The 14,694-nt window shown below is 63.7% G+C and carries 14 protein-coding genes; 3 read left to right on the top strand and 11 right to left on the bottom strand.

Annotation, left to right across the window (positions count from 1 at the left end; all coding sequences use genetic code 11):
* The 8 genes from C5N93_RS18790 to C5N93_RS18755 all read right to left on the bottom strand — a co-directional run bounded on the left by C5N93_RS18790 (nucleotide 1) and on the right by C5N93_RS18755 (nucleotide 8,901).
* Nucleotides 1-339: a flagellar protein FliT gene (locus tag C5N93_RS18790; protein ID WP_242560485.1), complete on the bottom strand. Its 339-nt coding sequence runs from the start codon at nucleotides 337-339 to the stop codon at nucleotides 1-3.
* Nucleotides 332-766 carry a flagellar export chaperone FliS gene (gene fliS, locus C5N93_RS18785; protein ID WP_069344511.1) on the bottom strand — a complete coding sequence of 145 codons (435 nt, stop codon included), beginning with the start codon at nucleotides 764-766 and terminating at the stop codon, nucleotides 332-334. The genes C5N93_RS18790 and fliS overlap by 8 nt, the downstream gene beginning before the upstream one ends.
* A gap of 15 nt (nucleotides 767-781) precedes the next feature.
* Nucleotides 782-2,830, bottom strand: a complete 2,049-nt coding sequence (gene fliD / locus C5N93_RS18780; protein ID WP_242560484.1) for a flagellar filament capping protein FliD — start codon at nucleotides 2,828-2,830, stop codon at nucleotides 782-784.
* A gap of 156 nt (nucleotides 2,831-2,986) precedes the next feature.
* Nucleotides 2,987-4,384: a flagellin gene (locus tag C5N93_RS18775; protein WP_242560483.1), complete on the bottom strand. Its 1,398-nt coding sequence runs from the start codon at nucleotides 4,382-4,384 to the stop codon at nucleotides 2,987-2,989.
* Nucleotides 4,385-4,897: 513 nt separating this feature from the next.
* On the bottom strand, nucleotides 4,898-5,557 hold the full coding sequence (locus tag C5N93_RS18770) for a response regulator transcription factor (protein ID WP_010807699.1): 660 nt from the start codon (nucleotides 5,555-5,557) through the stop codon (nucleotides 4,898-4,900).
* The gene (locus tag C5N93_RS18765; RefSeq protein ID WP_242560482.1) at nucleotides 5,554-6,462 is read right to left on the bottom strand and encodes a sensor histidine kinase; all 909 of its coding nucleotides are present in this window, start codon (nucleotides 6,460-6,462) and stop codon (nucleotides 5,554-5,556) included. Before C5N93_RS18765 ends, C5N93_RS18770 begins: the two co-directional genes overlap by 4 nt.
* 341 nt (nucleotides 6,463-6,803) lie before the next feature.
* A complete protein-coding gene (locus C5N93_RS18760) occupies nucleotides 6,804-8,237 on the bottom strand; it encodes a sensor histidine kinase (RefSeq protein ID WP_242560481.1) in 1,434 nt (477 codons plus the stop codon).
* On the bottom strand, nucleotides 8,230-8,901 hold the full coding sequence (locus C5N93_RS18755; RefSeq protein WP_242560480.1) for a response regulator transcription factor: 672 nt from the start codon (nucleotides 8,899-8,901) through the stop codon (nucleotides 8,230-8,232). The genes C5N93_RS18760 and C5N93_RS18755 overlap by 8 nt, the downstream gene beginning before the upstream one ends.
* A gap of 321 nt (nucleotides 8,902-9,222) precedes the next feature.
* On the opposite strand from C5N93_RS18755, the gene C5N93_RS18750 reads away from it, so the two are divergent.
* The 3 genes from C5N93_RS18750 to C5N93_RS18740 all read left to right on the top strand — a co-directional run bounded on the left by C5N93_RS18750 (nucleotide 9,223) and on the right by C5N93_RS18740 (nucleotide 12,142).
* Nucleotides 9,223-10,224: an ABC transporter substrate-binding protein gene (locus tag C5N93_RS18750; protein WP_069344622.1), complete on the top strand. Its 1,002-nt coding sequence runs from the start codon at nucleotides 9,223-9,225 to the stop codon at nucleotides 10,222-10,224.
* A gap of 196 nt (nucleotides 10,225-10,420) precedes the next feature.
* Nucleotides 10,421-11,254 carry an ABC transporter ATP-binding protein gene (locus tag C5N93_RS18745; RefSeq protein ID WP_069344515.1) on the top strand — a complete coding sequence of 278 codons (834 nt, stop codon included), beginning with the start codon at nucleotides 10,421-10,423 and terminating at the stop codon, nucleotides 11,252-11,254.
* Nucleotides 11,255-11,296: 42 nt separating this feature from the next.
* Nucleotides 11,297-12,142: an ABC transporter permease gene (locus tag C5N93_RS18740; protein WP_139133387.1), complete on the top strand. Its 846-nt coding sequence runs from the start codon at nucleotides 11,297-11,299 to the stop codon at nucleotides 12,140-12,142.
* 123 nt (nucleotides 12,143-12,265) lie between these two features.
* On the opposite strand, the gene C5N93_RS18735 is transcribed toward C5N93_RS18740, so the two are convergent.
* From C5N93_RS18735 to C5N93_RS18725, 3 genes are all read right to left on the bottom strand, one after another.
* The gene (locus C5N93_RS18735; RefSeq protein ID WP_242560479.1) at nucleotides 12,266-12,868 is read right to left on the bottom strand and encodes a YSC84-related protein; all 603 of its coding nucleotides are present in this window, start codon (nucleotides 12,866-12,868) and stop codon (nucleotides 12,266-12,268) included.
* Nucleotides 12,869-13,295: 427 nt separating this feature from the next.
* Nucleotides 13,296-13,721, bottom strand: coding sequence for a hypothetical protein (locus C5N93_RS18730; RefSeq protein WP_242560478.1), 426 nt, complete (start codon nucleotides 13,719-13,721; stop codon nucleotides 13,296-13,298).
* A 42-nt stretch (nucleotides 13,722-13,763) separates the two neighbouring features.
* On the bottom strand, nucleotides 13,764-14,582 hold the full coding sequence (locus tag C5N93_RS18725) for a response regulator (protein ID WP_242560912.1): 819 nt from the start codon (nucleotides 14,580-14,582) through the stop codon (nucleotides 13,764-13,766).
* Between the last annotated feature and the right edge of the window lie 112 nt (nucleotides 14,583-14,694).

Raw genomic sequence — 14,694 nt, 5'->3', positions numbered from 1 at the left:
TCAGGCGCCCAGGTTCAGGCCGTAGACTTCGTGCAGGGCACGTTGACGGCGCGTGCTGTTGATCATGGCGTCGAGGTGCGCCAGGTGCGGTACCGCGAGATCGCGAATGGCGGCGTCGTCGGCCAGAATACGGCGGATGATCGCATGCTTGCGCGAGCGCTCGTCCTCCGAGAGCGGCAGATCGGCGTCGAGCTGCTTGATCGAATCGACCTGCGCACGATACTGCGTCTCGAGGTCGATGAGGGCGTCCCAGTCGCCGTCGCGCGCCACGCCGAGCATACGCTCCGTGAGGCCGGCAATACTTTCGTAGCAGTTCAGCAAAGTCGTCGCTTCATTCATAGCGCACTCCGGTGCCCGCCTGAACGGCGGGGGCACCCGTGCCGGTGCTCGGCGCGATCGCTCGCCAGGCCGATGCAATCGTCTCAAGCAGGGTGTCGACTTCTTGTACCTTGGCGACGTCGTTCTCGAGATTCGCTTCGAGCAGACGTCGTCCCATGTAGTCGTAGAGATCACGCAAGTTGCGCGACAGTTCCCCGCCGACTTCCATATTCAATCCGTCCCGCAGTCCGCCGATGATCTCGATCGCTTTCGAGATGGCCTGGCCGCGTTCGACGATGTGGCCGGCCTCGAAGTGGATACGAGCTTTGGTGAGCGCAGCCTTGGCACCATCGAACAGCATCACGATGAGCTGATGGGGGCTCGCGGCGACGACGCCGGTTTCGAGCCCGACCTTGCGATACGCATTGGCGGCGTTCTGACCGTACATGTCTGTCTCCGCCGCTTACTTCGAGGACGACGACGAGGAGCCGCCGCCAAGCACCTGCTTCAGATAGTCACTGGTGTTCTGCAGCTTGGCCATCGTGGCGTCCAGTGCCGTGAACTGGGCCAGATAACGGTTCTGCATCTGCGTCATCTGATCTTGCCAGTCCGATTCCTGCTGCTTGATCTGCTTGATCGAGGAATTCAGGTTGTTCGTCGCGCTGGTGACGGCGCCCTTGGCGCTCAGGAAATCCGTGACCTGCGTGTTGAGCAGTGAGGCGAAGCCTTGCGAGAAACCGATATTGCCGCGGCTGCCGGTGGCGGTGCCCGAGACCGTGAGCTTCAGCCCTTCGACCGGCGTGCCCGAATTGCCGGTCAAGGTCTGACCGCTGCCGGTCGCGCCAAAGCCGCCGATCGTGCCCACGACGTCTTTACCCGTCGTCGTGTTGTTGCCGTTGAACAGCTGGTTGTACGCCGAGCCGCCCGTGACGACGACCTTCGAGGCCGAGCCGTAACGGTTCGACGTGATCGTCAGAATGCCGTTGTTCGAGGCGACCGAAACGCCGGACTCGGCGGTGGTGAACTTGCTGTTGCCGTTGATCGCAGCCTGAATGGCGGACGCCAGCTTGTCTTGCGTGTAGGTGCCCGGCGGAATCAGCACGCTGGCGATGTTGCCGTCGAGCGAGACCTGGAGTTCGTTGCTGCCGGCGGCAATCGTGGTCGTCGCGCCCAGCGTGATCGCGCCGGTCGTCGTGCCTTGCGTGGCCGCCTGCGAGATGTTGATGGCGTACTGGCCCGGCTGCGTGGCGTTCGACGAACTGGTGAAGCTCACCAGAGAGTCCGTCGTCTGGCCGTTGGTCGCGAACAACGAGGCGAGCGCGTTGAAGCCGTTCGGCGAGGACATCGCCTTGTTCAGCGCCGTCGTGTCGACGGAGAGCGTGCCGTCCTTGTTGAAGCCCACGCCGACCTGCGCCAGCGATGCGAGGCCCGTCGAGCCGACGCCCGGCAGCTTGCCGTTGAGAATCTGGGTCAGACGGTTCTGCACGAGCTGAACCGTCGAGTCGCCGATCAGCGGACCGTTGTTCGCGCCGTTACCGGCCGAATCGAACGCGGTCAGCTTGCCGATCGTCGTTTGCAGCGTGTTGTAAGCCGTGGCGAACGACTGCACGGCCTGGGTGACGGCCGAGGTGTTACGGCTCGTCGTGACCGTGGTCGAACCGGTCTTCGAGAGCGTGAGCGTGACACCGGTGACCGACTTGGTCACGGTGTTCGTCGCACTGGTGACCGCCAGACCGTTGATGGTCAGGTTGGCGTTCTGCGCCGCGCTCGTTTGCGTGAGGTTCTGCGTGCCGGTCGGATCGTTGGCGAGCAGGTTGGTGACCGTGGGGTCGCCGCCGGCGGCCACATCGATCTTCATGCTCATGTTCTGACCCGTGGTCTTCGAGGTCAGCACGAGACGGTAAGGCGTGCCGCTGCCGTCGTTGACGATCGTTGCCACGGCATCGCCGTTCTGGGCGTTGATCGCATCGCGAATGCCGGTCAGCGAGTTGTTGCTGCTGTTGATCGTCAGGTTGATCGGCGAGGAACTCGCGTTGGCTGCGAAGCTCGCGCCCGTGTACTTGCCGTCGGTGAGGGTGCCACCCGTGATCGTGCCGAGGGTAATCGTCACCTTGGTCGATGCGCCCGTGCCGATCGTGCTCGTCTGGCTCGAGAACCCGGTCGTGGTCAGGCTTTGCGCCTGCGCCAACTGCGTGACGTTGACGCTGTACTGACTGACGTTCGCCGTCGAGTCCGCCGTAGCTTGCAGAATCGTGTTGTCGCCGACCGCTGCCGCCACTTGCAGGAACTGGGCGGCGCTGGAGAGCGTGCCGAGCGACGTCTGGAAGGCGGAGAGCGCCGATTGCAACTGGCCGATGGCCGAAAGCTTCGTGTTGTACGCCGCTTCCTGGTTTTGCAGCAGAGTGAGCTTGTTCGTGGCAGGCGTCATCAGACTCTTGACGAGTGCATTGACGTCCAGCCCGGACCCAATCCCAGGGGAGGAAATAGTGCCCGGTCCGTTAGAAGTTGCCATGATTTGCTCTCACTCCGTTGAATTGATCGTTACTACCTGGCCCGCTGGAAAACACGATGGCCTGTAAAACAGGCGGCGGCGGCACCGTTTCGCAGTGACGCCGCCGTCGACCCGGCGAGCTTGCGCTCACCGGGAGTGCCAAGCACTACTCCGCTATTACTGGAGGAGCTTGAGCACTTGTTGCGGCAGCTGGTTGGCTTGCGACAGCATCGAGATACCGGCTTGTTGCAGGATCTGCGAGCGGGTCATGTTGGCCGTTTCCGCTGCGTAGTCCGTGTCCTGAACGCCCGAACGTGCCGAGGTCAGGTTTTGCGTCGTGGCCGACAGGTTGCTCACTGCGGACTGGAAGCGGTTCTGAATGGCGCCCAGCGTTGCGTTGAACGAGTCAGCCGTGCCGATGGCGGCGTCGATCTGCGCGACCAGCTTCGTTGCCGAGTCAGCCGTCAGTGCGTTAGCCGTCGAGAGGCTGCCGCTGACTGCCGAGCTGCCTGCTGCCACACCGATCTGGGTCAGCTTCGCTGCCGTGCCCGACACCGTGAAGTTCTGGCTCGACACCAGGTTCAGCTTGCCGGTCGAGTCGACGAATGCCGTCACGCCGCTGCCGCTGGCGCTGATGGCGTCAGCCAGTTCGCCAACCGACTTGAACGTGCCGGTGATCGACGTCGCGGTGGCCGCACCGGCCGCCTTGATTTGCAGGTCCGTGCCCGACAGGGTCAGCGGCGACAGGGCCGTCTTCACACCCGTCGACGAACCCGTACCCGTCGTTGCTGCCAGCGTGGCCGGCACGGTGATGCCGGTCAGACCCGTCGTCGTCATGTTGATGGCGGCGGCGGTCGTGTTCGTGAAGTCGATTTCACCGGTCGTCGCGTTGGCGGCGGCGATGTTCGTGCCAGCGGCGGTGTTGATCGCAGCGGCCAGGTCGGCAGCCGTGTTGTACGTGCCGCTTGCCACTGCCGTGCCACCGACCGAGATCGTGTTGGCAGCGTCGAGCGTGATCGAGCCGAACTTGGCAGCCGTCGTCGCCGTTGCCAGGGCAACGCCACCGATCGAGCTGGCCGACATGTTCTGCGTCAGGCTGACCGAGATGTTCTGGCCGGCGTTGGCGCCAACCTGGAAGTTCGCCGTACCCATCGAGCCGTTGAGCACCGACAGACCGTTGAACTGGGTTTGCTGCGCCGTACGGGTGATTTCCGACAGACGTTGCTGAACTTCCTGGTCGATAGCAGCACGGTCCGACGCCGAGTTCGTGGCGTTCGTGGCTTGCACTGCGAGCGTACGGATACGTTGCAGGTTGTCCGAGATCGACGACAGGCCGCCAGCAGCGGTCTGCACCAGCGAGATGCCGTCGTTGGCGTTGCGCTGTGCTTGCGTCAGACCGTTGATCTGCGACGTCATACGGTCGGTAATGGCCAGACCGGCGGCATCGTCAGCGGCGCTGTTGATGCGCAGACCCGACGACAGACGCGTGATCGACGTTTGCAGGCTGGACTGCGACGTGCTCAGGTTACGCTGGGCAATCGTCGAGAAGATGTTGGTATTGATGACAGATGACATTTAGCCACTCCTTTCCCAAAATTTTTTGGCTCCGGCTTAAGCGCCGTAACTTTGGCTCACCAGCCAATCGCCGAAAGCCGCCGTTGTAGGGGATATCGGACGCCCTTTGGGAAAATTTAGGGTGGTTTTGCAAAATGCTTCGACCGCCCCCTTCGACTTGGCAGGTCGATGTCGGAAAAACGCTATCGGGCCAGTCTACGAAATTCCTCCACGATTGATCCGTCAAGGAAAGGGGCAATCTACCGCCTATTCTTGTCCTGTAAGGCTCTGAGAGGTCAGGGCGTCGTCATCGCGCCCGGTCGGACGGCGCAGAATTCTCAAGCCGCGACGCCCGTCGGCTGGCGTCGAAAATATTTTTTCGATGCTGTGAAAATTCTTCGCAAGCGCGGTGAGCGGTGAGCGAAATGCAAGTGGCCCGCATCGGCGGGCCACGAAGTGAGCACTTAGTTCTGATGATCCCCGGGGGAATCTGGCAGGAAATGTGGTGATGCCGTGCCGTGAGCGTTCAGACGCTCAGGCGCAGACCGGACCCATCTCGGCGCTGACCAGACCGTGTTGCATGACGTAATACGTCAGCTCGGCGTTGTTGTTCAGGCGCATCTTTTCCAGCAGGCGCGTGCGATACACGCTCACCGTCTTGACAGAGAGCGACAAGGCGTTGGCAATGTCGGTCAGGCGTTTGCCCGAGCCGATCATGCACAGCGTCTGGTATTCGCGGTCGGACAGGCGTTCGTGCGGCGGCTGATCGGCGTCCGGGCCGAGATAGTCGGCGAGCGTCTCGGCGACCATCGGGCTCACGTACTTGCGACCTGCCGCCACCTGACGAACGGCCGAGACCAGTTGCTGGGCGTTCGAGCGCTTGCTCAGGTAACCGGCGGCGCCGGCCTTGAGGGCGCGCAGGGCAAACTGACCTTCGCCGTACATGCTGAAGATCATGATCGGCAGGCGCGGGTGTTTGCGCCGCAAGGTCTTGAGAATCTCCAGACCGTTCGTGTCGGGCAGCGAGATGTCGAGCAGGACGATGTCCCACTGGGCTGCGTCGGTCATCTCCAGCGCTTCTGCGCCGCAGTCGGCTTCACCGATGACGGCGATGCTGCCGCTATCGGAGAGCAATTGCCGGACGCCCTGGCGCACGATGGCGTGGTCGTCGACGATGAGCACTCTAAGCGTCATGATGCGTATCCAAGAAGAGCAAGCGATTCCGGGCCGTGCTGGCCGGTCGGGGCAGGCAGGATCTGATGCCAGGGAAGTCGTGCGCTCACGAGCGTCCCCGATCCTTGAACACTGCCGATACGGAGCATGCCGCCGAGCGCCGTGCAGCGCTCGCGCATGCCAACCAATCCGAAATGTCCCTGCTTGCGACGCGCGCCGCGAGCGAGCCCGCAACCGTCGTCGGAAATCGTGAGTTTGAGTGAACGGTGGCTGCCATCGAGCGCCACCACCACGCGCGTGGCGCGGGCATGGCGGGCGACGTTGGTCAGCGCTTCCTGTGCGATGCGGTACAAAGCGAGCACCGCGTCGGGTGTGAGGTTCGCGACGCGCTCGCGCGTCACGTCTTCGCAACGCCAGATGCACGTGAGACCGCTTTGCTCGCCGAAGCTGCGCAACCAGGCGCGCAGCGAGACGACGAGGCCCGCGTCGAGCGCGGGCGGGCGGTTGCGGCCGACGAGTTCGTCGGCGGCATCCTGTGCGGCATTGGCGACATGCTGAATCTGGGTGCAGAAGGATTGCCATTCGGCGGCGTCGGCCGGCGCGCGGGTCGCCAGTCGTGCCACGACCATCTGCAATGCGGTGAGATGCGCGCCGAGGCCGTCGTGCACTTCCTGCGCGAGACGCGTGCGCTCGGCTTCGCGGGCCGCGTCGATCTTGCGGGCCACCGATTGGGCGAGCGGCCGGGGCGAAGTCTTGGCGGGCGCACGTGCGGCGCGCGAGGCGGGCTCTGCCGGGAGCGCACCTTCGCAGGCGGCGGGCTGATCCATGACCGATGTCTGCGGCGTCGTGGCGCGCGTATGCAGCGCGTCGTCAAGCGACACGCGACGTCTCGCAGCCTGTGCGGCAGGATCGACGAGAAACGGCATGGAGGCAAATCCCTGAGAGAAAAAGTCCCGTGCCGCAACCCACGCGGCGAGACCCAGATTCAATTTAACAAACTTTACATTTCGTCACAATTACACGCGGCGGGTACCCGCATGGTTGACAGAGATGCGTAACTATTTGATTTGGATCAAGAAGTTTTCGCTTGCTTGAGGGGATTTCTATGAAGACCCCGAATATATCAGGGTTTGTCCTAGCGCATCCAGTCGAGCGTATGTTTCAAACGACATTCTCGGTCCAAAACGGTCATAACGCCTGAATCCACGGCGTTATTTCATACGATTGTTATTTTCTTTCAGACGAGAGCGCGGGTATACCACGCGCTTCATCGGTGAACTGCTTCTCGTGACGTGCCCGATGAGACGTTGCTTTCGGTCTCCGAATCTACGGGGAGCGTCACGGTGACGATGAGTCCGGGGCCACCGGTCTCACTGTCACCCGGCGCGAGCGTGACCGTGCCATGACTGGCCGCCACGATCTCCTTCACGATGGCCAGTCCCAGACCCGTGCCGGGCTGACCGGGCGGCGCGTTGCGATAGAAGCGTTCGAACACGCGCGCACGCGCCTCGGCCTGAATGCCGGGCCCGTCGTCGATGACGCGCAGGCGGGCAGTGCTGTCGTGACGATCGATAGCAACCGTCACGCGTCCACCCTCGTGGATATAGCGGATCGCATTGTCGACAAGATTCATGACCATCGCATGAAACAATTCGCCATTGCCCGCCACCCACACGTGCGCCTCGGTGGTTTCCAGTCCCAGATCGATATCGCGTCGCTGCGCCAGCGCAACGAGTTCTTCCAGCACCCCGGCCGCTACGGCCACCAGATCCACGCGCGAGCGCGAGAACGCCGGGGTGTCCGCTGCCTCGGCCTGCGAGAGCAGCAACAACTTGTTCGTCAGATCGGCCAGCCCCCGGCTGCTCGTCTGCATGGCCGCGAGCACGTCGGCCAGCGCGGCACGGTCGTCGAGCTGCGCGGCGAACTGCAACTGCGTGTCGAGCAGCGTGAGCGGCGTGCGCAACTGATGCGCCGCATCCGCCACGAAACGTCGCTGTTGCTGCGCCTGCACCGACAACCGTTGAATACACAGGTTGATGGCGTCGACGATGGGCCGCAACTCGGTCTGCAACTGTCCCGCGCGAATCGGCACCAGCTCCTGCGGCGCGCGTCCGGCGACTTCGTCCTTGAGTCGGATGAGCGGATGCAGCTCGACCGTAAGTCCAATGAGCACCAACACTGCGGCCAGCGCTGCCATGGCGATCTGCCGGTGCAGCGACGGCTCCCACAACTGCGCGAGCATCTCGTCTCGGGCATGCATCGTCTCCGCGACGATCACCGCGACCCGATGCGGCTTGCCCGAGTCATACATCGTACGCACGAAACTGATCGCGCGCAGCGGCTCTCCATTCACTGTCACGTTCGAATAAGTCGGCACTATCGCCGGAAAGAGCGGCGGATGCGGGAAGTCGGGCGGGCCGGCCAGCAGCCGGCCGTCTTCGGTAATGACCTGATAGAACACCCGGTCGCGCGCCGGCGATGCGAACAGCTCCAGCGCCGAAGGCGGCACGACCGCGCGCAACGCGCCGTCCACCCAGGCGAGTTCGCCGGCGATCACCTGCGCGGACGTGAGCAACGCCCGGTCCTGAACGAGTTCCGCCGTGTCGTGGGCGCTCCGGTAGGCCAGCCACGCGCTCGCGCCGATATACAGCGAGAGCGGCAGCATCAGCCACATCAGCAACCTGACGCGAAGGCTAAGCATCTTTCTCGCGCAGCAGATACCCGAGTCCGCGCAGGGTCATGATCGCGGCCCGGCTCGGTTCGAGTTTCTTGCGAAGACGATGGATGTAGATTTCGATGGCATCGGCGCTCGGTTCGTCGTCGAGGCCGAAGACGCCGTCGACCAGCGCGCTCTTGGCCACGGTCTTGCCCTGCTTGCGCATCAGGATTTCAAGCACCGCGTGTTCGCGCGACGGCAGCGCCAGCGGCGCGCCGCCGATCGTGAACTGTCGCGTGCCCGTGTGATAGCTCAGATCGGCGCAGACGAGGTCGGCGCTCTGTTCGGGCGCGTGACGCCGTGCGAGCGCCTTGACCCGCGCGATCAGCTCGCGCACCTCGAAGGGTTTCACGAGGTAGTCATCGGCCCCGGCGCCCAGGCAGTCGACCTTCTCGTCGACCGAGCCGCTGGCCGTCAGGATGATGACGGGCACGTTGTTGCGCCGCTCGCGCAGCCGTCGCAGCACATGTTTGCCGCCGAGCTTGGGCAGCATGAGATCGAGCAGCACCACGTCGTACGTTTCCGTTTGCAGCAGACGATCGGCAGCGTCGCCGTCGCGCGCGGCATCGACGGTGAAGTTGTCGTCGCGCAGCATGCGGGCGAGCCAGTGGGCCAGAGTCTCGTTGTCTTCGATCAGCAGCAGTTTCATAGCGGGAAAGCAGAATGCGACGGCGAGTGTGCCCGCGTAATGCAAGCGCGCCAACAGTGAGCGCGCCAACAGCGGGTAAACACCCATGAGCGGGGGATCAAAACCTGCATGTCGCGAAAGCTTGATGAAAGCTTCGCTTTTCTACAATTCGTGGCAAGGCAGAGGAAACCGTACCCAACACCATGGACCGCTGCCCGGGCCGCGTGTATCGCTCACGTCAGGCCGGCCGGCGCCGCCAACGGCAGCTCGAGCCATTATCCCTAAAACGATGGAGACACCACAATGCGAGCAAGCCTTGGCGTGCGTGCGCCGAAAGCCTTCGTGAAACCCCTTCTGGCCGCTGTCGTCGGCGCGTCGCTGGCGCTGGCCGCTGCGCCGGGTTTCGCCGCCGATAACGGCAAGATCACGATCATGGTGGGCGGCATCACGAAGATGATCTATCTACCGGCCAAGCTTGCCGAGCAACTGGGCTACTTCAAGGAAGAAGGGCTGAACGTCGAACTGTTGTCGCAGCCCGCCGGTGTCGACGCCGAGAACGAACTGCTCGCCGGCGCCGTACAGGCCGTGGTCGGCTTCTACGACCACTCCATCGACTTGCAGAGCAAGGGCAAGGAGATTCAGTCGATCGTCGTCTTCGGTCAGGTGCCGGGTGAGGTCGAACTGGTCAATGCCAAGAGCAAAGACACCATCAAGAGCATGGCCGACGTGAAGGGCAAGACCCTTGGCGTGACGGGGCTGGGCTCGTCGACGAACTTCCTCACGCAGTATCTGGCGGCCAAGCACGGCCTGACCTCGGCGCAGTACTCGGTGCTGCCGGTCGGGGCGGACAACACGTTCATCGCCGCCATCAAGCAGAACCGCATCGACGCCGGCATGACCACCGAGCCGACCGCATCGCAACTGATCAAGACGGGCGACGCTGCGGTGCTCGTCGACATGCGCACGATGGAAGGCACGGTGGCCGCGCTCGGCGGCGCTTACCCGGCGTCGAGCCTGTACGTGCAACGCGCGTGGCTCGACAAGCACAAGCCGGAAGCCGCGAAGCTTGCCCGCGCTTTCGTGAAGACGCTCAAGTACATCAACACGCATTCGGCAGCCGAAATCACCGAGAAGATGCCGAAGGATTACTACGGCAGCAACAAGGCGCTGTACGTGCAGGCGTTGCAGAACTCGCTGCCGATGTACTCGCCGGACGGCCGCATGCCGAAGGACGGTCCGGAGACCGTGCTCAAGGTGCTCGCCGCGTTCAACCCGAACGTGAAGGGCAAGCACATCGATCTGTCGAAGACGTACACCAACGAGTTCGTCGATCAGGTGAAGTGATTCGCCTGCGCCGCGACCCGGATGATCCAGTTGACCCTGTAGTACCGGCGCGCGGTCCCCACGACGCGCAGCCCTTGATCCGTCCCTAAGCCAAGTACGACGCGACGCTGCCCGCACCCGACGACTGTCCGGTGTGCGGGAGCGTGTCGCCTCAAGAAACCGTAACGACCGTTCCGACGTCACCCAGGAGCCGGGCATGACCCAGACCATTACCCCCACGGCACCGGCACGCGCAGCAAGCGCCGTGTCGCGTGATACGCCCGCCATCGAATTCGACAATGTGTCGTGCCGCTTCATTTCGCCGGACGGTAAAGCCACCGTCGCGCTGCGCAATTTCAGCATGTCGGTCGCGCGTGGCGAGTTCGTCGCCATCGTCGGGCCGACCGGTTGCGGCAAGTCGACCACGCTGTCGATGATCACCGGGCTGCTGCGTCCGACCGCCGGCAGCGTGCGTGTCATGGGGCAGCCGGTCAACGGCATCGACCCGCGCATCGGCTTCGTCTTCCAGAACGACGCCGTCTTCCCGTGGCGCAGCGTGCGCGAGAACGTCGCCGCCGGTCCGCTGTTTCGCGGTCAGTCGAAAGACGCCGCCTATGCGCAGGCCGACGAATGGATCAAGCGTGTGGGGCTCGACAAGTTCGGCAGCCACTATCCGCACCAGCTCTCGGGCGGCATGCGCAAGCGCGTGGCGCTCGCGCAGACGTTCATCAACAACCCTGAAATCCTGCTGATGGACGAGCCGTTCTCCGCGCTCGACATGCAGACCCGCACGCTCATGCAGGACGAGCTGCTGCAACTGTGGTCGTCGACGTCGGGCTCGGTGGTGTTCGTCACCCACGATCTCGAAGAAGCGATTGCGCTGGCCGACCGGGTGTTCGTGCTCACGGCGCGCCCGGCCACGTTGAAGAACACGTACACGATCGATCTGCCGCGTCCGCGCGTGATGTCCGAGATTCGCTACGAACAGCGCTTCATCGACATCTCCCGCGAAATCTGGGCGGACCTGCGTGAAGAAGTGAAGATCGGTTGAACCTTGGAGATGAACATGAGTGAACAGGCCGTGGTGGCAGGCATGGCGGGCATTGGCGACGCCGATCTCGCACGCGAGGAAGCGGCGGCGCAACGCCGCATCAAACAACGTCGGGCGCTGGTGGTATTCCTGCGCGTGGCGATTCTGGTGATCGGGCTCGGCGGCTGGGAAGTGGCCGCACGCGTGGGCTGGATCGATCCGTTCTTTTTCTCGCAGCCGACGCTGATCGTTCAGCAGATCTATGACTGGTGTGTCGAGGGGACGTCGCAAGGACCGTTGTGGACGCAGGTGCTCGTCACGCTCGAAGAAACGGTGCTGGGCTTCCTGATCGGTGGGGTGGCCGGGGTGATCTGCGGCATCGTGCTCGGCCGTAACAAGCTGCTCTCGGATGTCTTCAGTCTTTACATCCAGATCGCCAACTCGATTCCGCGCGTGGTGCTGGGCTCCATCTTCGTGATCGCGTTCGGTCTGGGTATGGCGTCGAAGGTGGCGCTTGCCGTGGTGATGGTGTTCTTCGTGGTGTTCGCCAACGCGTTCCAGGGCGTGCGTGAAGCGGACCGCTACATGATCGCGAATGCACAGATTCTCGGGGCGTCGCGCCGTCAGGTGACGATGTCGGTGGTGATTCCGTCGGCGCTGTCGTGGATTCTCGCGAGCTTGCACGTGAGCTTCGGCTTCGCGCTGGTGGGGGCCGTGGTCGGTGAATTCCTCGGCTCGAAGCAGGGCATCGGTCTGCTGATCTCGACCGCGCAGGGCGCGTTCAACGCGAGCGGCGTGTTCGCTGCGATGATCGTGCTGGCCGTGGTGGCGCTCGGGGCCGACTGGCTGCTGACGTCGCTGGAGAAGCGATTGTTGAAGTGGCGTCCGGCGGCCTTCTCGAACGAGTGACGATCGGCGTGAACGGGATGGCCGAGGCATCGCGTCGGCCCCCTGTTGCGGCAAAAACAAAGCGGCGCCTCCTGTTGAGGGAGGCGCCGCTTGTCCTTTGGAGACGACGGTACTGCGCGGGCGTCAGATCTTGAGCTTCGTGACCTTCGTGCCTTCGATATTCAGGTTGGCCATCAGACCGGCGTTGGTCATCACGATCACTTCCACCGGCGAGGTGGCGGTATTCAGGTCGACAGCGCCGTTCGCACCGATCTTGACCACGGCGACCGAAGCGTCGGCCCCGGCCGTCCAGCCATCCGTGCGCTGGAATTTGTCGAGCGCGTCCTGCGTCATGAACAGGAAGATCACGGCCTTCGACTGAGCGCCGATCTGCAAACCGAACGACGCGGTCACGGTGTTGTAGTAGCCCTGCGTGGCGCCGCCCACGCGCAGCGCGCCTTCGCCGTACTCGCCTCCCACCACGAAGCCGGCTTGCAGCACCGACGGGAACACGAGCACGCCGCGCGCCTTGCTGACCAGTTCGCGCGAGCCCTTTACGGACGCATACATCTTGTCGAGCGCCCCATTCACGGCGGCGTCGATCTCACGACGCTTGTTGACATTGGCGCCTGCGGAATTGTCGCTCTTGTCGGCTTGCGACGGGGTCGTCGTCGTGCAACCGGCCAGCGCGAAGGCGGCAGCGGCAACAGCGACGGAAGTTTTCATCAGGAATTCGCGTTTTTGCATTTTCTCCCTCCGGAAAGCGTGTGCCGAGTGCAGCGATATTGCTGCCATACGGCGAACGGTGTGGATGCGGATAAAACGTCAGGCCGATGAGATCGCCTCTGAGGAGGCGGGGACCAGCGGCAGCTAAACGGACAATGAAGCGGACCATGAAGCGAATGCTGAGGACGGTCGTTCGGCATCCGATGGATGCCGGTGATTGCGGGTGGCAACGCGCGATGTCGATGTTGCGACATCGGCGACGGCTTCCTGATCGACCGGCCAGAGGGCGTAGCGTGTCGTTCACTTCGCGATTTCGCGGGGTCGCGAGCGCGGACGACTTCGCATCGGCGTGACGTCGATTATGCGGTCTCTATCGGTATTGTCAAGAAAATAGCGAGATAAATTTCGTTAACTTGCCGCTATCTTTCGTCAAATTGTAGGCATCCGCCTACGTGCACTCGCGCATGTATTGCTCCTTGAGCGCTTTGCGCGGGTTCGTGCGTGTAGGAATGTCGACGCGATTGCCTGCGGGCGAATCGACACGTTGATCGCGCTTGTAAACGGGTTTGTCAGGTGTGCTGGCGATCTTGTCGGCGAGCGCCTTGCAATGCTCGCGCTTCGAGGGCTCCGCCGCGCTGGCGGTCGCCTGTTGTGCGGCGGCCTGATCGCGGGCGGCTTGCGAGCATTGTTCGGTAGGAAGGGCGCGACCGACGCTGTCGAAGCACACCGGGGTTTGCGCCATGGCGAAGCCGCTGGCGCCGAGAAGTGCGCTTGCGACGGTGGCGTTGAGCAGAGATCTGAAGTGCGTGAGCTGTGAGCGGCGGCTCGGGGACATCGGGAACATCGGGGGTGGCGTGGCGGTGCGGCGTGGCATCGACATTCTCCTCAATGGATCCCCGCTGTGGCGCGGGTGCGCCTATTCTGGCATCGCCGCTGCCGGATTGTCGATAGCCGCGGCGACTTGCCGCGTGGCCGGCATCGCCGTGCCCGGACGATCCGTGCGCAACTCCAGCCGATAGCCCACGCCGTAGATCGAGCGCACGATCTCCTCGTCGGGCCGGATCGCCTGCAACTTTCGCCGCAGGTTCTTGATATGGCTGTCGACGGTGCGATCCGCGACCACACGGTGATCGTCGTACATCCGGTCGAGCAGATGCGCGCGCGGGAAGGTCTTGTCGGGATGGCTGGCCAGCGTGGCGAGCAGGCGCAGTTCGACCGGCGTGAGCGGCAGCTCGTGACCGTCGAGTTTCGCGTGGTGACGCACGGCGTCGATCACCAGCGCTGGCGTTTGCGGGGCAACTGCGGTGTTGGCGGTCGTGGCCACCGGCGCGGCGGTACCCCGCACGCGTCGCAGAATGGCCTTGACGCGCGCGACCACCTCGCGAGGGCTGAACGGCTTGCAGATGTAATCGTCGGCACCGAGCTCCAGACCCAGCAGACGATCCGTCTCCGCAGCGCGTGCGGTCAGCATCACGATCGGCACTTCGGAGACTTCGCGCACTGCGCGGCACACTTCGAGGCCATCCATACCCGGCAGCATCAGATCGAGCAGCACGAGGCGCGGCTGCGTCACGCGCACCGCGGGCAGCACGTCGCGTCCGTCGGTGAGAATGCGGCAGGGCATGCCTGCCACGCGCAGGTACTCGGCGAGCAGCGCGGCGAGCTTCGGCTCGTCTTCGACGATCAGGATCGGCGCGCTGTCGGCCAGTGCCGTCGCGGGCGGCGCCGACGTCATCGACGTGATCGACGTCATGGGTGCGGCGATGGGCGACGCCGTCGACGACAGGGATACCGGCCCGGATGCGACCGCCGGGGACGTAACGGGCTGCGTGTGCGTAAGGCTCTGC

Source organism: Pandoraea sp. LA3, assembly GCF_022696215.1.
GTDB lineage: Bacteria > Pseudomonadota > Gammaproteobacteria > Burkholderiales > Burkholderiaceae > Pandoraea > Pandoraea capi.
The sequence above is the reverse complement of the archived record's forward strand: the minus strand, read 5'-3'. Positions and strand labels throughout refer to the sequence as shown.